This window comes from Moraxella nasibovis (genome assembly GCF_029581575.1).
GTDB lineage: Bacteria > Pseudomonadota > Gammaproteobacteria > Pseudomonadales > Moraxellaceae > Moraxella > Moraxella nasibovis.
Genome location: NZ_CP089975.1, coordinates 533631 through 552388 on the forward strand (window position 1 = coordinate 533631; position 18758 = coordinate 552388).

Genomic DNA, 18758 nt, shown 5'->3' on the forward strand with positions numbered 1-18758 from the left:
GGCTTAGGCTCTTAGGCTGAGTTGAGCGAATGCAAAATCCAACATTTTTGGTGTAACTCATTGATTTTGTTGAGTTTCGTTCCTCAACCCAACCTACGCGGGCTGTCCATTACCGCTTGATTGTCATTTGGGGCAAGGTAGGTCAGTCCTGCTTGTTCTATTTTGTTTTTGTACAAATTGGTCGCCAAAGTCGCATTGGTCGCCAAAATGCCGATGTGCGCCTGTCCGCTGTTTTGTGCCGTTTGTACCGCTGTGACAATCATGGATAAAAAGGTAGTTTTTGGGAAATCGGCTTGCAATTTGTCAAACCAATAATGAGCGGTGTTACAAGCAATGACGATACAAGTCGCCCCTGCTTTGACTAAATTATGGGTATAATCAAAGAGATAAGGGTAGGGGTCAGCTCCATTGTCTAACAAAAATGCCGAGCGGTCAGGCACATCGGGAATGGACGAAATGATGAGCGGAATGTGCGTTTGGTCGCTTGTCGCCCCTGCCGAGTGGATAAATTTTAAAAACATATCAGCGGTTGCCATAGGTCCCATACCGCCCAAAATACCGATGAGTTTTTTCATAAAATGCCTTTTTAATTATTTGTGTAGTAAATTTAAAGAATTATCGTAGCCAATTTTCAAATTTTAAGCCATCTACTCGCTCAAATTCTTTAATATTGTCAGTAATTAAAATCAAATCATTGGCAAGGGTTTGTCCTGCAATCAATGTGTCATAAGCTCCGATGGGCGTGCCTTTGGCTTTTAAATCGGAGCGAATTTGCCCTGCATAAAAGCCATCATTTTGATTAAAATCCAAAATTTCAAAGGGTAATTCTTTGATTTTTTTGAAATTTTTTTCCATTTGCTGGCTGTTGCATGCCCCAAACACCAATTCAAAATGCACAATGCTTGAAATGGCAAAACTGTCAATGGGATAGCGGTACATTTTGTTTAATAAATTGGCGTTTTGCTTTTGAAAAGCAATCACAATGTTGGTGTCAAGCAAATATCTCATTCAAACGCACTCCAATCTCTTTCGGTGATTGGGTCGTTACGCAATTCGGCAATGGCTCGCTCCATACTCTCATCAAAGGGCTCTAAATCTTTGACAAAATCCCAATTATTAACAACAGGCTCAATAATTACCTGCCGTCCTTGCTTTTTGATTTTGACTTCTGTGCCTTCAAAACGAAAGGCTTTGGGTAGGCGGACGGCTTGGCTGTTGCCTGTCCAAAACAGTTTTGCGGTGGCGGTTTGGCTCATTGAACACTCCAAAAAATAGCTATACTTTATAGCTATTATACGTCAATTTTTACCAAAATCAACCTAAGCCAATTTTACAAACACCCCCAAAATTTTATAAAATACCGCCCTAAAATCAACAAGGAAATCTCATGGAAATTACTTTTCAATTACTCGGCATTTTATTTTTTGTGGCGGTGCTGGCAGGATTTGTGGACGCAGCGGCAGGTGGTGGTGGACTTTTGACCGTGCCTGCCCTACTTTTGACAGGCATGAATCCTGTGGCAGCTCTTGCCACCAATAAATTACAAGGCTCAGCAGGCTCACTTTCGGCAAGTTTGACAATGATCAAAAAAGGCATCGCTCACCCCAAAACCATCAAAACCGCCCTCATTCTCGCCTTTATCGGCTCGGCAGTGGGGACGATTTTGGTGCAACTCTCCCCACCTGAATTTTTAAAAATCGCCATTCCTTTTGTCGTGGGGGCGATGGGGCTTTATACGCTGTTTTCGCCCAATTTGGGGCAATACCAAAAACCGCCCAAAATCTCCGACAAAGCATGGCAAAATGGCGTCGTGCCAGCCATTGGCTTTTATGATGGTTATTTTGGACCTGGCGCAGGGACATTTTTTTCGCTGTCAGGCGTGGTGGGGCGTGGGCAGGATTTGGTCAAGGCGACAGGCAACGCCAAACTGCTGAATTTTGCCACCAACATCGCAAGCCTCATCTTTTTTATCATCGGCGGACAAGTGGTCTGGGCGATTGGGGCGGTGATGATTGTTGGGCAGGTGATTGGGGCGTATCTGGGTTCAAATATGGTCATCAAAGGCGGTGCTAAGTTTATCCGCCCTGTGATTGTGCTCATGTGCTTTGCGATGGTGGTAAGGTATGTGTTTTGGTAAGTTTGTTTTGGTGGGCTTATTTTGTTAAGCTGTGTTTGCCTAACAAATTTGCCTAAAATGGCGATGAATTTTGGCGGTATTTTGGAAATTGATTGACATGACAAAAAATAACAACATACTTATCGGCTCGCTACAAGTCATCTTGGCAGGGGTTTGCTGGGGTAGTTTGGGGATTTTTTCCAGTAAATTATTGGCATTTGGTTTTGAGAGTTTTCAAGTCACCATCCTTCGCATTGTCACAGCAGGGCTGGTGGTATTGTTATTATTACCCGCTGTTTTGCCAATTTTAAAAAAATTAAGCACGCCTGAATGGATAAATCTCATCTTGCAGTCGCTCATCGGCGTGCTTGGCATGACTTTGTGCTATTTTTATGCGGTGGGTCAAGTGGGCGTGAGCATGGCGGTGGCTCTGCTTTATACCGCCCCTGTGTTCAGCCTAGTGCTGGCAAGGCTGATTTTAAACGAACCCATCACCAAAAAGTCCGCCATTTTAGGCGTGGTGGCGGTCGTGGGCGTGGGCTTTTTGATGGCAGGCAAAGTGGTTTTTAATATGGGTGTGATTGTCGGTTTGCTGTCTGGACTTTGTTATTCTTTGTATGGCATTTTGGGTAAAAAAGCGATGGCATATCACCACCCGTCCAATTTGGTCTTTTTTAGCTCGGTGTTTATCAGTGCAATCACGCTACTTTTATTACCCCAGACTTATGGCACTTATGGGCAGTTATTGAATTTGCCAAGTTATGCCATGTTGTTTGTTTTGGGCTTGAGCGTGGTGGGGACGATTGCCCCGTTTTTCTTGTATATGAGTGCGCTACATAAATTGCCTGCCACGACTGCGTCTGTGTTTACCATCATTGAGCCTTTGACGGCGATTATTTTGGCGGTGATTTTATTAAAACAGCCTTTATCATTATGGCAAATGATAGGCGTGGGGCTGATTGTGGGGGCGACTTTGGTCAATGCTTTAGAACGATAAATCAGACCATCATTAGCAATTTTATGGGTTTTATCTTATAATAAGTGTCTTTTATCTTTATTTTTAAGTCCCATCTAATGACTCACTCCAAAAATATCCTACTTGCCATTACCGGCGGGATTTCCGCCTACAAATCCGCCATTTTGGCACGCCTACTGATTAAAAGCGGACACCAAGTGCGTGTGATGATGACCGCTTCGGCGTGTGAGTTTATCACGCCTTTGACCCTCCAAGCCTTGACGGGCAACGAAGTCCACACCGATTTACTCAATGAACAAGCCGAAAAAGGCATGGGGCATATTGAGCTTGCCAAATGGGCGGATTTGGTCGTGATTGCCCCTGCAAGTGCCAACACCATTGGCAAGCTGGCGAACGGCTTGGCGGACAACCTTGTCACCAATGTCATTCTTGTCACCACCGCCCCTATAATGCTTGTTCCTGCGATGAATCAGGCGATGTGGGGCAACGCCATTGTGCAGGACAATTTGGCAAAACTTGCCCGTTTTGGCTTTATCATCGTTCCGCCTGATAGCGGAGAGCAGGCGTGTGGTGATGTCGGGTCGGGGCGGTTGCCTGAGCCTGAAACCTTGTGCGAGCAAATTAGCCAATTTTTGAACATTCAAAACACCGCCCAAACTTTGGCGGGCAAAACGGTCGTCATCACCGCAGGGGCAACGCTTGAACCCATTGACCCCGTCCGCTATTTCTCCAACCATTCCACAGGCAAAATGGGCTATGCTCTGGCAAAAGCGTGCGTGAACGCAGGGGCAACAGTCATCATCGTGGCAGGGGCGAAGGTCAATCTGCCTACGCCTTTGGAGGTAAAGAAAATCACGATAGGCACGGCGGACGAGATGCTCACGGCGTGTTTACAAGTGTGTGAAAAGGCGGATATTTTTATCGCTACGGCTGCCGTGGCAGATTTTAAGGTCAAAAATATCGCCACGCAAAAACTCAAAAAAACCGCTGACAATGATGGCTTGACCTTACACCTTGTTAAAAACCCTGATGTCTTGGCGACAATTTCCACCACTTATCCGCACCTTTTGACCGTTGGTTTTGCTGCCGAAACCCAAGATATTGAAAATTATGCCAAAGGCAAACTTGTTGCCAAAAATTTGGATATGATTGCAGTCAATGATGTCTCGGATAAGACGATTGGCTTTGGCTCTGATGACAATGCGATGACGGTGTTTTTTGCTGAACAATATGGGCTTGATGAAGTCAAACTTGCCAAAATGAGTAAGGATAACATTGCTAAAAATTTGGTGGATTGTGTGGCAAGGTTATTAAATGGCGGTTAAGTTATTAAGTCGCAAGCGTGATTTTGTGCTTGCTCCGATTTATTATGCCCAAGCCAAAAGGGTCGCCAAAACCACCCTAAGATTGCCCGAGCCTGATGGCGTGCGAACAAGGCAGTTTGGCGGGGAAAATGCGGTGTCGCTTGCGATTTTTGGCGACAGTGCAGGGGCGGGCGTGGGCGTGGATAGCCAAGACGATGCTCCGCTTGGGCGGATTGGCAAAGGACTTGCCGAGCAAGGTTTGGGCGTCAATGCCGAGCTACACGCCACCAGCGGACATACCAGTTTTGATTTACTCTACCGTTTGTATGCGATGGGTGCGTGTCGCTTTGATGTGGCGATTATCAGCATTGGGGTCAATGATGTCGTCAAAGCCAGCTCCGATAAGGCGTGGATGGACAATCTGCACGCCATCATCACGCTTTTAAAACGCAAATTTGGCGTGTCGCACATTCTGTTTTTGAGTTTGCCCCCAATGCACTTAGCCCCAAGTTTGCCCATGCCCTTAAATGGCTTAATCGGACGGCGAGCGGCGGCACTTAGTGCGATGTTGGCAGACATTTGCCAAGCCCATCAAGGCGTGCATTATGTCAAAGATGAATTTGATAAAGTCAAACTTGACCACCAAGCGATGTTCGCCAAAGATGGCTTTCACCCAAGCAAGCTGACCTATCAAGTGTGGGCGGATACTTTGGTGGGGTTCGTGGCAAAACTGTATTCTAATGAGTGCTAAAATATTAAGGCATAAAGAATGAATGATAATGCCAACATAAATTTTACATTCATTAAACTTAAAAATGAGACAAAATCCACCATTAATCCGTAGGGGCGAATGGCAATTCGCCTGTACAAATCCGTATCAAGTTTATCATTTGGTAATGATAAGCCCTATTTCAAAAGCCCTATTTCAATCCCTGCTTTACCAAATCCTCATAACCACCGTGATTGGTTACATTGGTATAGCCCATTTCTTTTAAAGTTTGTAGAGCAACATTGGCACGGCTACCCGAACGGCAATACAGATGAATCGGCGCATCTTTGTTTGGGGCAACGCTTGCGATTTGATTGGCGATGTCGGTATGCACAATGTTCACCGCTCCCGTCAAATGCCCTGCCTTGTATTCATCGCTACTTCTAACATCAATCCATACGCCTTTGGCTTTGGTATCGCTTGTTTGTGGGGCTTGGGTTTGTGTGCTTTGGGCTTGGCTGGTTTGGTTTTGTGCCTTGTCATTGGTAGAATTGCCTGCTTGGCACGCCACCACCGAACATAGCACAAGGGGCAAGAATAATAGTTTTTTCATAAAAATTCCTTATTGTTGCTGTTCCACCGCTTCCAACGCTCGCAAGGCATAGGCATAAGCCGCCCCTGCATTTAATGAAATGGCGGTTGCCAATGCCCCTGCAATCTCGCTTTCGGTTGCCCCTGCTTTTAGGGCTTTTTCAGCGTGGACGCTGATACAGCTTTCACAGCGAGTGGTGATGGCAACTGCAATGGCAATCAGCTCACGGGTCTTTTCGTCCAAGGCTTCGGCAGCGGCTGCCTTGTCAAGCGTGGTGTAGGCTTCAAGCATTTTTGGGTGGGTTTTGCCAAGTTTGCCAAAGGATGCTTTGGTGTGGGCATTTAGGGCTTTCCAATCGGTAAAGGACATTTTTTTATCTCCAAAGTTAAGGATATGGCGTTATTTTAGAGATTTTTTGGGGGTAAAACCTATCAAAAAATTCCAAAATGCCTTATAATCATCGCGTTATTGTTGCCAAATTAACACCACAATGGACATTTTAGACAGCCTTCTGACCTTTGCTCAGCTAAATGCAGGCGTGCATATCAACTGTCAATTAAGTGGCGAGTGGGCGTTGCCAAATCCGCACAAACAAGGGCAAGCCGTTGCTCATATTGTCTTAAAGGGCAAAGCATATTTGACGCTGGATGATAAAAATATCCTGTTAAAACAAGGGGATATTGCTTTTTTTGCTCAAATGCACCCCCATCTTTTGAGTAATTTGCCAAATCAATCGTCCGTTGTATCCGCCACGCCAAATCTAAGCGAGCAGGGCGGATTTGTGGTCAATAAAATCGGACAAGGGGAGAGCGAGTGCGAGCTTTTGTGTCTGCATTTTCATTATGATTCGCACAGCGAGCTTTTGGCAAGCCTACCGCCTGTGATAAGTGTTGCCCTTGATACGCCAAGCCTTGCCCCGCTTATCACGCTGTTAAAACATGAGACAACGGCTCCTGCCTTGGCAAGCAAAACGGCGGTCAATGCCTTGTCGTTAATGCTGTTTGTGCTGATTTTACGCCAATATTTTGCCCGCACCAGCGATAGTTTTCTTGCCAATTATCAACACCCCCGCTTAATGCCCCTGATTCAAGCAATCATGACCGCCCCTGAAAAATCGTGGTATATCAATGAGATGGCAGAATTTGCCAATGTTTCTCGCTCACAACTCATTCGCCTGTTTAATCAGCATTTGGGCATCTCGCCCCACGCTTTTTTGCACAAAATCCGCCTACAAAAATCGGCAATGCTTTTAAAACAAAGCAACCATTCTGTGCTTTATGTGGCGTTGTCGTTGGGTTTTGGTTCGGAGACGCATTTTAGCCGTGCGTTTAAAAAACAGTATGGCGTCACGCCAAGTGGGTATCGGGGTTAACGCCATTTGGTGATTTTGACAATCATGCAACAAAAAGGACTTTTATGAAATTTGAACTTTGGCTCATTCCCCTATTTCTGATCGCAAGCCTACTACACGGCATTACAGGTATGGGCTTTCCGCTCATCACCATTGGGGCGTTGTCGGGGGTCTATGGGCTGACTTCTGCCATTGTGCTGGTGCTTGTACCAACGGCGGTGCTTAATCTGATTGCGTGGGTGGGTGGCTCAGGCGGTGTGTGGCACAATGCCACTTTTTATCTTAAAAAGTATTGGTCGCTCGTTGTGGTGTCCATTCTTGGTAGTGCGCTCGGGGCGTATTTGCTTCTGGTGGTTAATTCTGCTTATCTCATGCTTGCCCTAGCGGTGGTGGTGCTGTGGTATGCGACCACGAGTCTGATGGGTAAAAAAATCGTCCTACCCAATACCACCACATCGCTTGTGGTGATTGGCTTTGTGGCAGGCGTGGTCGGCGGGGCAACCAATGCGATGTCGTCCGTGCTTTTGATGTACCTACTTTCAATGACTGATGATAAGGATACAATTATCAAGGTTGGTAATTTGTGCTATTTTGTCAATAAATTGGTACAAGCCATTGTTTTAAAAGAAGTTTTATTGGAAGTACCCGCCCAGACATGGATGATGATATTGGGGCTGACGGTGCTGTCGGTGGTGGGGATTGTGATTGGTGGAAGGCTGGGAAATTTTTTACCCAAAGACAAATTTCGCCTGCTGATTTTGCTGATTTTATTGCTCCTTGGCGTGAAAGTGGGCTATCAAGGTGTGGACATGCTTTGGTTGTCGGCTGGCGAACAGGTGTAGATTGAAATTTTAATAAATTAAACAAAAAACCATAAAAATTCATTGGCAAATTCATAAAAATGGTGTATTTTATAGAAAAACCTTATATTTGGGTTGATTGAGGTTAAAGACGATCTTGATTTGACCTTAACATCGTCATTCATTACTAGGGCAAAAGGGCTAAAAAGTAAAGATTAAAAAGGAGATTACTATGAGCGCCACCGAATTTACCATCACCAGCGACCTTCCTTGGTATCAGACCTATCAAAAATATGGCATCAGCACCGATTATGTCATTCCTGAGCATGTCCATTCACTGGCGGATGTTTTTGAGGATAATATCGCCAATCATCGCCATGCCACCGCCACCACTTTCATGGATAAGTCGATGACTTATGGCGAGCTTGATGAGGCAAGTCTAAAAATTGCCGCCTATTTACAGTCTTTGGGGCTTGAAAAGGGCGATAAAGTCGCAGTCATGATGCCAAATACACCGCAGTATCTCATCACCATGTTTGGTGTCATCCGAGCGGGCTATACACTGGTGAATGTCAATCCGCTGTACACTTCGCACGAGCTTGAACATCAGCTTATTGATAGTGAGACGAAGGTGCTGTTCATCATTGAAAACTTCGCCAAAACCTTTGAGCAAGTGCGAGACAAGGGGAAGGTGCGGCATGTGGTTATCGCAAGCGTGGGCGACATGCTTGGCTTAAAAGGTCATATCGTCAATCTGGTGGTGCGCCATGTCAAAAAAATGGTGCCAAGCTACCACATCGATGGGGCGGTGAGCTTTAAAGAGGCGCTAAACCGTGTGCCTGCCAATCAATTTAAACGCCCAATGGTCACGCTTGATGATGTGGCGGTTTTGCAGTACACGGGCGGTACCACAGGTGTGGCAAAGGGCGCCATGCTGACGCACCGCAACATCATTGCCAATGTCGAGCAGGCGAGTAACTTTGTCAAAACGGCATTCCCTGAGGGGGTGATGCACGGCAAATACATGACGGTGGCGCTGCCTTTGTATCATATTTTTTGTTTTATGGTAAGTCAGCTTGCGATGAAGTATGGCTTTGCTTTACTACTCATTCCAAATGCTCGTGATTTTGACGACTTGACCAAACAGCACGCCAAATACCGCCCAGTATTTTTTATGGGTGTGAATACGCTGTTTAATGCCTTAACCAACCATGAAGGCTTTAAAAATATCGATCACAGCAACCTAAAATTCAGCCTAGCAGGCGGTATGAGCGTCTTACCAAGCACAGCTAAGGCGTGGCAAGAGCTGACAGGCTCACACATCACCGAAGGCTACGGCTTGTCTGAGACTTCACCTGTTTTGACCGTCACACCGCCACCAGCTGGCTACTCAGGCAAAATCGGCATTCCGCTGCCTGCCACGGACATTGTGATTTTGGATGATGCAGGCAATCAAATGCCAATCGGCGAGCCGGGCGAGATTTGTGCCAAAGGTCCGCAGGTGATGAAAGGCTACTGGAAACGCCCTGATGAGACGGAGAAAGTCACCACCAAAGATGGCTACTTCCGCACAGGCGACATCGGCATCATGGAGGCGGACGGCTACATCAAAATCGTCGATCGCAAAAAAGACATGGTGCTGGTCTCAGGCTTTAATGTCTATCCAAATGAAGTGGAGGAAGTCATCGCAGCTCATCCGAAAGTATTAGAATGCGGTGTGATCGGCGTGCCAGATGAGCATAGTGGCGAGGTGGTGAAAGTCTTTATCGTCAAAAAAGACGAGACACTTACCGAAAAAGAAGTACAAACATGGGCAAAAGAGCATCTGACAGGCTACAAGCGTCCGAAGGTTATCGAATTCATCGATGAGCTACCAAAATCAAATGTCGGTAAGATTTTGCGTAAAGAACTGCGTGAACTTGAAAAATCAAAATCAGCTTAATTCAGCCTAAGCTGATCAATAATCCTTAAAAAAAACAAGTCTGCAATCACAGGCTTGTTTTTTATTTTGTGTTATGGCGGAGAAATTGATACAATGGCGGTTAATTTTTCCAAGATTTTTAATATAGGATTTTACCATGCGTATAGACGGTCGCTCAGCCAACCAACTTCGTGAAATTTCATTCACTCGCAACTATACTAAACATGCCGAAGGCTCGGTGCTGGTGTGTTTTGGCGACACCAAAGTGCTATGCACTGCCAGTATCGAGGCGGGCGTGCCCCGTTGGCTTAAAGGTCAAAACCAAGGCTGGCTTACTGCCGAATATGGCATGTTGCCCCGTGCGACAGGCACTCGCACCGACCGTGAGGCTGTGCGTGGCAAACAATCTGGGCGCACCCAAGAGATTCAGCGTCTGATTGGTCGTTCATTGCGCGCGATGATTGATTTAAAAAAACTTGGCGAAAACACCATTTATGTCGATTGTGATGTCATTCAGGCGGACGGCGGCACTCGCACGGCAAGCATCACAGGTGCGGCGGTGGCGGTGATGGACGCACTGGAACAATGGCAACGCAGCGGCAAGCTTAAGGCCGATCCGCTCATCGGTCTGGTGGCGGCGGTGTCGGTCGGCATCAAAGACGGCAAGGCGTATTTGGATTTGGATTATAGTGAGGATTCCACTTGCGATACAGATTTGAATGTGGTGATGACGCAAAGTGGCGGATTCATTGAGATTCAAGGCACTGCTGAGGAGGCGCCATTTTCTCGTGCTGAGGCGAATGCCATGCTGGATTTGGCAGAGGCAGGCATCGCCACACTGATTGCTGAGCAACAAAAGGCATTGGGCTGGTGATGAGAGTCTTAGATGATGGGGTGGAAATCACCTTGGCGGGGAAAAGTAGCGACAGCCTGTTCGTCTGGTCAATAGCCATGCTTGGCTGCGCACTTGTGGTGGCGGTGATTTGCTTTACCTTGCCTGTGCCTTATGCCATCGGTGCGGTGGCGGTGTGGGCGGTGCTGATGTATTTTTTTAATCAAAAAAAGCACGCCGCCAAAACCCACAAGCACCACGCCCAAGGCACGCTCATCATCAAGAATCGTCTTTTGATCATCAATGGCGTGCAAATATCTCTTAGCCAAGACGCAAAGATTTCTAGCGATGGTGAGCGTTTAAGCGTCTTTGACAAAGGGCTTTGCCATCATTTTGCGGGCTTTACGGATGTGCGTGAGATTGAGATCGCCAAAGCGGTGCTTGAAGGTCAAAAAATCGCCAAGCGAGCCAAAGAGATCAAGATGGGTGGGTGATTAAGCGGCTAAGCTGTCACAAAATGACAAAACACCAAACCATCAAAACGGCTTGACCACCACCAAAATCACGACTGCAATCAGGATAAACACTGGCACTTCATTAAACCATCGCCAGTAGGTGTGCGTCTTGTAGGTGGGGTTGTTGATGAGCTGTTTGCGAAAATGTCCGCAGGCGAAATGATACATCGTCAAAGCCACCACAAGCAAAAGTTTGGCGTGTAGCCAGCCTTGTGTTTTATAAATGGTAAAATTATTCACCACCATCGCAAGACCAAACGCCCAAGTCGCCACCATCGCAGGGGTCATGATGCCACGATAGAGCTTGCGCTCCATGACGACAAATCGCTCTTGGCTGACAGCGTCACCGCTCATCGCATGATAGACGAACAGGCGTGGCAAATAAAAAATCGCCGCAAACCAACAGACCATCGCAATGATGTGAAAAGCTTTGAAATATAAAAACACGCACATTCCCCATAAAAAAGATGGTGTATTATACCATCTTTTTTATTTGGCTGATTTGACAAATTTTCAATCAATTTTCAATCAATTTTCAATCAAAATTTCATCTGCAAACCCACATAACCACCAAGCTCGGTATCGCCATTTGCATGGGTTGCCATCAGTCCTGCGCTGGCATCAGTGCGTCCAAGATTTGCCTTAGCGCCAAAATGTGCGTAAGTGCTGTTTGCATCAGTGCGGGCAACAGGCAGCGTGTAGCTTCGATGATACTCGCTGATAGAAGTCAGCTTGGCATCGACATTCAGCGCTTCGTCATTAAATTCGTGCCAATGACCAAGCCTTGCTTGCACATCAAGCTTGGTGCTGATAGGGTATGTCACATCCATGCCGATACTGCCTTGGCGAGACTTTTGGGTGGGTAGAGTGTACTGCAAGGCGGTGGATAGATTGGCATTGTCTTCGGCGAAAAGCTTGACTTGCACCGTTTGTAGGTGCATGCCGATGTGCGGGCGGACGGTCGCCTTGCCAAGTGGCACACGGTAGCTTAGCTGTAAGCCTGCATGGTGGCGACGACCATGTGCCTTGCCGTCATGAATGCGAGGTGCGCCCTCCCAAGAGACTTCACGATGCGTGTCCAGCCAAATCTTATCGACACCGATGTCTGCATGAACCCGAATACGCCCAAAGTCCTGCTGATGATACAGCCCCACGCCTGTATGCTGGCTGTCGGCGGTGATGGTGTGGCTGAGGTCGTGGTTTTGTTTTTGATGGCTAAGGTATGCCCCTGTGCGGCTGTCTTGGCTGATGACATTTGCAGCATCAAAGCCAAGCGTGACATTGGGCTTGTCAAGCTTACCGCCATGCGTGCTTGCATTACTGATGGCGCCATCTAGCCACAGTGAATGCGAGGAGCTGTCATTGGTCATAAGGCGGCGATAGAGATTTTGTTTGCTGGCTATGCCGCTTTGGGCTAGGGCGTGTGTCACGCTTGCCATCTGGGTTGGGCTGTCGATGAGTGAGCGATAATACTGAGCCAAGATGCGGTGCGTACGCCCTGAGGGGTGAATGTCATCAGCAAAAGCATAGGTTTCATTTGCGTCAGTCTCCACCAGATTGGCAGGTGTGCAGGCAAGCGAGGTAGATGCCACATCATCGGCGCCACTGGTGCGAGCGGGCATTTGACACGCCACGCCTTTTGTGTTTTTAAAGCCAAAAGATTCTTTGTCAGCCACCGCCTCTTGTAGTAGAGCAAAGGTGTTGGCAGGAACGACATTGGCGGTGCTTTGATTCAATGCGGTAAATAAAGCATTGTTATAAAGACCAGATGCCAATCTTGCTTGCGCTGCCACACCTGGCTGCAAGCGTTCGCCATAGATGGCTCGTGGCGTCAGGCTCAAATCAGGCACATTAGGTACTAAAATGGTACTTGCGCCCAGCCGATTGAGCGTCTCGATATCTGCCACTGTGCGAGCCACTGCACCGCTGATGGACTGCTGAGCGGCACTTAAATCTGATGTTTGGGCGGCGGCGATGAGGTCGTTTGAGCCGATCCAAATGGCGTACAGGGCATTAGGATCGATTTGCCCACCATTTTGGGCAAGATGGGTGGCAATCTGTGTTTTGGTGGAAGGTACGGTGATAAAGCCATTCCAATCAACTTCTGACCCTGAGCGAGCGCCACCTACGGCATAGTTTGTGCCTGTAAGGTCGGTGGTGGTGTTGGGATTGGCGGAGAGTTTGTAGGAATTTGCCAAAATCTGCGCCCACACAGGGTCAGGATTGGTACTAAAAGAAGGCTGTAAGTGTGCACCGAGGTCAGCGCTGATGTCATTGACCATGCCCTTTAATCGCCCTGTATCACTAAGGCTGTCGCCAAAGACTACCATTTGGCTAAATTGGGCGTGAGCGGCGGTGCTGGCTAGGGCGGCGCTTAAAGCAAGCGTGACGGTGGATAATCGAAATAATGACGGCTTTTTCATGGCTAGTCCTTTAACTTAAAAATAAATAAAAAATGGAAAATGTCGCAAGGCTTTAAATATCTTGCTTTTTTCATCATCCATGCTAAGTGGCTTGGCAAGCTTAAAGCTTTGGTTTGGCAGATTTTGGTAAAATTTGCCTTAATCTACATCAGCTTGAATGCTGATAAATTCGGCGCTATCTAAATCAACATCTAAATCAACAACATAAGATCTAAGCCGACAGTGGACAGTGCGCAGGCAAATCGTCAAACTCGCCTTTGCCAGTCATGGCGTTGATGATTTTTGGTTTGGCAGCTTTGGCGGTCAGCCCCAGCTGTCGCATCAAGTGATCATCGCTGCTTGTCGAGGCGTTGGTGGTGGTCAAAAGCTTGTCGCCATAGAAAAACGAATTTGCCCCCGCCATGAACGCCAGTGCCTGCTCGCCATCGGTCAGACTTTCACGCCCTGCCGACAGCCGTACGACGCTGGTCGGACAGCAAATGCGAGTCACGGCGATCGTTCTGATCCACTCGATGGTGGGTAGCTTGCCTTCACTCAAAACCTTATCGCCAAGCGGTGTGCCTTTGATTGGTACGAGCAGATTGACAGGAATGGACTGTGGTGGGATTGGCATCTGCGTCAGCTCAAAAATCCAATCCACACGATCTTCACGACTCTCACCCATGCCAACGATGGCGCCTGAGCAGACATTGATGCCTGCTTGACGAACATGATCCAGCGTCTGCAAGCGATCATCGTAGCTGCGTGTGCTTGTCACTTGATCATAATAATTGCGAGAGGTGTCGAGGTTGTGGTTATAATAATCCAGCCCTGCTTCCGCCAGAGTCTGCGCCTGATGGGGCGAGAGCATACCTAGTGTCATGCAAGTCTCCATGCCAAGCGCTTTGACCTCGCTAATCAATGCCGTCAAATATGGCAAATCTTTATCGTGAGGGTGTTTCCATGCCGCCCCCATACAAAATCTTGATGAGCCGTTGGCTTTGGCTCGGCGAGCCTCACTCACCACTTTTTCGATGGCGATGAGTTTTTCGGGAGTCAGACCCACTTTGTCTTTGTGATGACCCGACTGGCTGCAATAGCCGCAGTCCTCTGGGCAGTTGCCTGTTTTGATGGATAGCAGTGTGGAGATTTGCACTTCGTTGGCGGGGAAGTGCTGGCGATGAACGCTTTGCGCCTGCATGAGCAAATCCATGAGCGGTAAATCAAAAAGTCGGGCGATGTCTTCTTTGCTGTATTTGCTATCAGCGCCATCAGAAGGCGGTGTTGAGTGATTCATGATAATTCCCTGACAAGCAGAGTGTGCGTTTGTATCATGCGACACTCTGCCATTATAATAAATTATAGTAAACAGTCGTTCTTATTTTAGCAAATATTGATGAAAGAATACAACCCATCTTTTTGGTGATTGGGTTTTGCGATGCTAAATGAAAATGCGATGCTAAATGAAAAAAGGAGGCGGTAAAGAAATTTGAATGATTGATTTGATGGGTTATGCGCTTATCATGACTTGGTATTTTGTTTAAGCTTATTGTTTTTATTTTTGGAATATAATTGCATAATAAAGCCACCGAACTTAAAATCCTCACAAGACGCCAAAATTGCCTGTATGCGCCAAAATTGTGCGGCTTTTTAAGTTCGGTTAAGTTTGGGAATGGCTATTTGCCAAGTTTTGATCTAACAAACTGCTGATTTGCTGAGTTTGCTACTTATTTGCCCAGTTTGGATTTGATGGCGGTCAAAGCTTGCTCGGCATAAGGCTTGACCTGCGCAATGTACGGCTTGGCGGTGTCGATGTAGCCTTGGTATTCCTCTGGAATCTTGGTGGCGTGCTTGGCAACGCCTGCAAACCAAAGCACAAGCTTATAGTCACCTGTGATAGTAACCTCACCGTCTTGGATGGCAGTCATCAAAGCAGCAATGTCGCCTTTGGTCAAAAGCTTAGCACCTGCCAAAGAGTCTTTAAATTCGATGGTCAAGTCCGCATCCGCCAAGCTACCAAGCGTATGACTAAAAGTGCCGTCACGAAATTCATAATAACGCTCAGCGGTCGGGCTTTTAAAGCCGATGGCGACATTTTTTCCGTCAATCAGACCGTTTAGTGCATCATTGTTGCGGCTTTTGCTCAGTGATTGTAAGCGAAAGCCAAGTGCGGCAAGCAAGGCATCAAGCGCATCGGCTTTGACATCTAAGATGGGTAATGTGAACATGAGTATTCCGTTTTGTGGGTGAATTTGTCAACATTCTACCAAAAACACCGTCAAGAAGTGCGGTATTTTTGTATCTGGTCATTACAGAGTCTGTGTGCAAGTGCTTAGTTTTGTGGGTCCAAGCGATGACCTAAAGCATACAGCACGCCTTCAAGTCCTGTGATGTTCACGGCGGCATCGGCTTTGGCTTTGACGATGGGTTTGGCGTGGTAGGCAACACCCACATCCGCCACTGCCATCATCGGTAGGTCATTGGCACCGTCGCCCACACAAACCACACGGTGCATGCCAAGTGACATCTTAGTGGCGACCTTGCCAGTGATGGCGGCTTTTTTGTCGCCATCGATGATGTCGTTATCCACCTGTCCTGTCAGCTGACCATCAAGCACAGATAGGGCGTTGGCGTGATACTCGTCCATGCCTAAGCTTTCTGCGACATGACGAGCAAATGGCGTAAAACCACCAGAAATAAGCACCGTGCGATAGCCGATGGCTTTAAGGGCGGCGATCGTGGCGTGTGCGCCTGCGCTGAATGTCAGGTGCTTGGCGATGATTTCATCGATGACCGACGCCTCCACATCTTCTAGCAGTGCCACACGGCGAGCAAAGCTTGTGGCGAAGTCGATCTCGCCACGCATCGCCTGCTCAGTGATCTCGGCGACTTTATCCTCAATGCCGCAGTATTTGGCAAGCTCGACGATGACCTCTTGCTCGATCAAAGTAGAGTCCATGTCAAAGCACGCGAGTCGATGTCTGTGTAGCATTTGCCCGATGGATAAGATGTGCACATCGGCATCATTGCCCAGCTTGTCATGAAAATAACGAGTGATCTGCTTATCGATGATGTGTGCAGCCGCCTCTCGCTTGGCATCACTCATCTGGGTGGGTCTGGTCGGAGCGAGCAGATAGCGGTGAATTGACACATCAGCCAGTGGGGTGGGCGAATGAATGAGATGGGCGTTTTGTTTGGCGGTCTCATCATCCAGCACTTCGATGGCTTGCCAGTTGGCTTGGGTGTCTGCCCACGCTTGCATGAGCGCATCGACATCATGGTGCGGTCTTTTGGCGACGACAACGATGGCAAATACCGGCAAAGTATCGACTGGCGTATCATCACTGAACATTGTGGGTGGCAGAATGTCGGCGGTGGCGGCTAGGGCGTTTTGCCAAGCTTGGGAATTTTTTGGAAGGGCGTATGTGTATGTGGTCATGGTGCTGTATTTTCCGTTTTGCTCGCTTAAATGGGTGCTATTGTTGTAAAATTAAGTTATTTGGATTGATGGTTTGCCAGATTTGATGTTGGCAACCATCAAACCGAGTCTTTCTGGGTCTTATCATGCCCAAAACTTCATCAAAATACAAGCACATTTCCAAAAAAAAATCTCAAATTTGCCCCGTCATCTGCAAATCGGGGCGGTCAATCGAGCCTAAGAATGATGAAAACTGGGGCAAAAAGCGTCAAAAATTTGCAAATTTAGAAAAAATTGGGAAATTTCAACAATTTTGCATAAAAAATCCGTTAAATTTGCCGTCAAAGCATGGTAAAATAAGCGTTTTAACATTCGTTTATCTGATTTTTCATTTCTATTACTTTTGGTTCGTCTTATGACTTTTTTAGCGCCACGACAGGGGCTGTTTGCCGTCATTATTTTGGTCAGTTTGTGCTTGCATACGCTGTTTTTTGTGCTGTCCGAAGAGCGTGAGAGCAAAGAGCGTCAGCGTGCGATGGCGACTTTGGCGGTGACGGAGCTGGCTCAGGCGTTAAAAGTGCCGCTGGCTACTGGTGATCGCATCAGCATGAGCGTAATTGCGGATAAATACGCCAAAGAAGAAGAGCTTGCTTTTGTGGGGGTGTACGACGCCAAAGATGCACTGCTTGTGCCTGTGGGTACGCAGAATGCCAGTGGGCTTTCGCTCAAAGAGTCGGTGGTCTCAGGCAGTAATGCGCTGGGCAGTGTGGTGGTGAAAACGGGTGCGGTGAGTCGTGCTCAGATCATCTCTCAGCATTGGCTGTTTTTGCTAGGGTCGGCGGGTCTGCATGCGATTTTGTGGCTGCTGTATGGCTATTTGGCACGCCCCACGCGCCAAATGCACGAAGCCATCAGTCAAAAAGTGCGCATGGAGCTTTTGGATAAGGGTCTGGTGCAGCAGGTCGTAACACCAACGGAGTCTGATGATGCTGTGGCAAATAAAGCTTCGGCGGAAGAAGAGTTTATCACCCAAGTGCATGCACCATCGGTGGCATCGATCTTAAATGTACAAGCAAAACCGACCACCCACACTGCTGATAAGCCCGTCTCTGATGAGTCTGGCTATGTGGTGCAAATGCTGTTTGAAGACCCAAATCACCTGCTAGCCACCGTCAGTCATGACAATAAAGCAGCTTACTTTGCGCTGTGCGATCAGCTGCTTGATAAGGCGCTGCTGCACCTGCTGGCGCTACCGTTATTAACAGGTGTGACGGCAGAAGTGGTGAAATATTATGACGAGAAAGGGGCAAAAGTCGCCTTGCATGGCGATGCACCTGCCAAAGTCGCCACCGCTGCTGTGTTCTTGTCTAAGCTCATGCTTATGCTCAATCAAGTCGTGTACGATAAACACCGTGAGATCAAGCGTGTGGCGTGGCAGATTCGCACCACCGCAAGCCATGCCGATGACGCCGCTACCGTGCTGGATTTGACCAAGCGCCGCCGTGAAGCACCGCTCATTTTGCTTGATGAAAGCGCCCAAGATGAAGTCAAAATCTATGCTGAGCTAGCTCGCCTTGATGATCCGACTTCCATCCAAGAGCGTGAGACTTGCAGCCTAGCGGGCGTCACCCGAGCCACTGCCGAAAGACTGCGTAGCGTGCGAGATAAGGTCTTGTTGGAAAGCTGATGATGGCGTTTTGGAGCTTTTTGCGGTGATTTTATTGTGAAAATCGGTAAAAATACTTGACATTTGCCAAAAATACGGATATAAGGCATGCAGGGTTGGCAAAAAGCAAGCCACCCTTGATCATTTGCAACTTAA

General features: G+C 47.6%; 20 protein-coding genes. 10 read left to right on the plus strand and 10 right to left on the minus strand.

Annotated elements, in window-relative coordinates; genetic code table 11:
• Positions 1 to 83 precede the first annotated feature (83 nt).
• From LU290_RS02410 to LU290_RS02420, 3 genes are read right to left on the minus strand one after another with little or no spacing between them, the layout of a single operon-like run.
• Positions 84 to 575, minus strand: a complete 492-nt coding sequence (locus LU290_RS02410; protein WP_277808973.1) for an aspartate/glutamate racemase family protein — start codon at positions 573 to 575, stop codon at positions 84 to 86.
• A 40-nt stretch (positions 576 to 615) separates the two neighbouring features.
• Positions 616 to 1008, minus strand: a complete 393-nt coding sequence (locus LU290_RS02415; protein ID WP_277808974.1) for a type II toxin-antitoxin system VapC family toxin — start codon at positions 1006 to 1008, stop codon at positions 616 to 618.
• The gene (locus tag LU290_RS02420; RefSeq protein ID WP_277808975.1) at positions 1005 to 1256 is read right to left on the minus strand and encodes an antitoxin; all 252 of its coding nucleotides are present in this window, start codon (positions 1254 to 1256) and stop codon (positions 1005 to 1007) included. Before LU290_RS02420 ends, LU290_RS02415 begins: the two co-directional genes overlap by 4 nt.
• Before the next feature lie 131 nt (positions 1257 to 1387).
• On the opposite strand from LU290_RS02420, the gene LU290_RS02425 reads away from it, so the two are divergent.
• From LU290_RS02425 to LU290_RS02440, 4 genes are all read left to right on the plus strand, one after another.
• Positions 1388 to 2137, plus strand: a complete 750-nt coding sequence (locus LU290_RS02425) for a TSUP family transporter (protein ID WP_277808976.1) — start codon at positions 1388 to 1390, stop codon at positions 2135 to 2137.
• A gap of 97 nt (positions 2138 to 2234) precedes the next feature.
• Positions 2235 to 3113, plus strand: a complete 879-nt coding sequence (locus tag LU290_RS02430) for a DMT family transporter (protein WP_277808977.1) — start codon at positions 2235 to 2237, stop codon at positions 3111 to 3113.
• A 77-nt stretch (positions 3114 to 3190) separates the two neighbouring features.
• Positions 3191 to 4417, plus strand: a complete 1227-nt coding sequence (gene coaBC, locus LU290_RS02435; RefSeq protein ID WP_277808978.1) for a bifunctional phosphopantothenoylcysteine decarboxylase/phosphopantothenate--cysteine ligase CoaBC — start codon at positions 3191 to 3193, stop codon at positions 4415 to 4417.
• A complete protein-coding gene (locus LU290_RS02440) occupies positions 4407 to 5147 on the plus strand; it encodes an SGNH/GDSL hydrolase family protein (protein WP_277808979.1) in 741 nt (246 codons plus the stop codon). The genes coaBC and LU290_RS02440 overlap by 11 nt, the downstream gene beginning before the upstream one ends.
• A 169-nt stretch (positions 5148 to 5316) precedes the next feature.
• Here the strand turns inward: LU290_RS02440 and LU290_RS02445 are convergent, their stop codons facing one another.
• Both LU290_RS02445 and LU290_RS02450 read right to left on the minus strand, forming a co-directional pair.
• Complete coding sequence (locus LU290_RS02445) at positions 5317 to 5718, minus strand: rhodanese-like domain-containing protein (RefSeq protein ID WP_277808980.1); 402 nt, start codon at positions 5716 to 5718, stop codon at positions 5317 to 5319.
• Positions 5719 to 5727: 9 nt separating this feature from the next.
• The gene (locus LU290_RS02450) at positions 5728 to 6066 is read right to left on the minus strand and encodes a carboxymuconolactone decarboxylase family protein (protein ID WP_277808981.1); all 339 of its coding nucleotides are present in this window, start codon (positions 6064 to 6066) and stop codon (positions 5728 to 5730) included.
• Between the two features lie 121 nt (positions 6067 to 6187).
• On the opposite strand from LU290_RS02450, the gene LU290_RS02455 reads away from it, so the two are divergent.
• The 5 genes from LU290_RS02455 to LU290_RS02475 all read left to right on the plus strand — a co-directional run bounded on the left by LU290_RS02455 (position 6188) and on the right by LU290_RS02475 (position 11095).
• Positions 6188 to 7069 (plus strand): AraC family transcriptional regulator, encoded by an 882-nt coding sequence (locus LU290_RS02455; RefSeq protein WP_277808982.1) that lies wholly within the window; start codon positions 6188 to 6190, stop codon positions 7067 to 7069.
• A 44-nt stretch (positions 7070 to 7113) separates the two neighbouring features.
• Positions 7114 to 7890, plus strand: coding sequence for a sulfite exporter TauE/SafE family protein (locus LU290_RS02460; RefSeq protein WP_277808983.1), 777 nt, complete (start codon positions 7114 to 7116; stop codon positions 7888 to 7890).
• A gap of 190 nt (positions 7891 to 8080) precedes the next feature.
• On the plus strand, positions 8081 to 9790 hold the full coding sequence (locus LU290_RS02465) for an AMP-binding protein (RefSeq protein ID WP_277808984.1): 1710 nt from the start codon (positions 8081 to 8083) through the stop codon (positions 9788 to 9790).
• Between the two features lie 136 nt (positions 9791 to 9926).
• Positions 9927 to 10643: a ribonuclease PH gene (rph, locus tag LU290_RS02470; RefSeq protein WP_277808985.1), complete on the plus strand. Its 717-nt coding sequence runs from the start codon at positions 9927 to 9929 to the stop codon at positions 10641 to 10643.
• The gene (locus tag LU290_RS02475) at positions 10640 to 11095 is read left to right on the plus strand and encodes a hypothetical protein (RefSeq protein ID WP_277808986.1); all 456 of its coding nucleotides are present in this window, start codon (positions 10640 to 10642) and stop codon (positions 11093 to 11095) included. The genes rph and LU290_RS02475 overlap by 4 nt, the downstream gene beginning before the upstream one ends.
• A 42-nt stretch (positions 11096 to 11137) precedes the next feature.
• Here the strand turns inward: LU290_RS02475 and hemJ are convergent, their stop codons facing one another.
• From hemJ to serB, 5 genes are all read right to left on the minus strand, one after another.
• Entirely contained in the window at positions 11138 to 11569 is a 432-nt protein-coding gene (gene hemJ / locus LU290_RS02480) for a protoporphyrinogen oxidase HemJ (protein ID WP_277808987.1), read from the minus strand.
• A gap of 86 nt (positions 11570 to 11655) precedes the next feature.
• Entirely contained in the window at positions 11656 to 13539 is a 1884-nt protein-coding gene (locus tag LU290_RS02485) for an autotransporter domain-containing protein (protein ID WP_277808988.1), read from the minus strand.
• A gap of 211 nt (positions 13540 to 13750) precedes the next feature.
• Entirely contained in the window at positions 13751 to 14815 is a 1065-nt protein-coding gene (gene bioB, locus LU290_RS02490; RefSeq protein WP_277808989.1) for a biotin synthase BioB, read from the minus strand.
• A gap of 430 nt (positions 14816 to 15245) precedes the next feature.
• Complete coding sequence (locus tag LU290_RS02495; protein WP_277808990.1) at positions 15246 to 15746, minus strand: hypothetical protein; 501 nt, start codon at positions 15744 to 15746, stop codon at positions 15246 to 15248.
• A 104-nt stretch (positions 15747 to 15850) separates the two neighbouring features.
• Positions 15851 to 16957, minus strand: coding sequence for a phosphoserine phosphatase SerB (serB, locus tag LU290_RS02500; protein ID WP_277808991.1), 1107 nt, complete (start codon positions 16955 to 16957; stop codon positions 15851 to 15853).
• A 394-nt stretch (positions 16958 to 17351) separates the two neighbouring features.
• Between serB and LU290_RS02505 the strand changes: the two genes are divergently transcribed.
• Positions 17352 to 18623, plus strand: coding sequence for a hypothetical protein (locus LU290_RS02505; protein ID WP_277808992.1), 1272 nt, complete (start codon positions 17352 to 17354; stop codon positions 18621 to 18623).
• Positions 18624 to 18758: the final 135 nt, after the last annotated feature.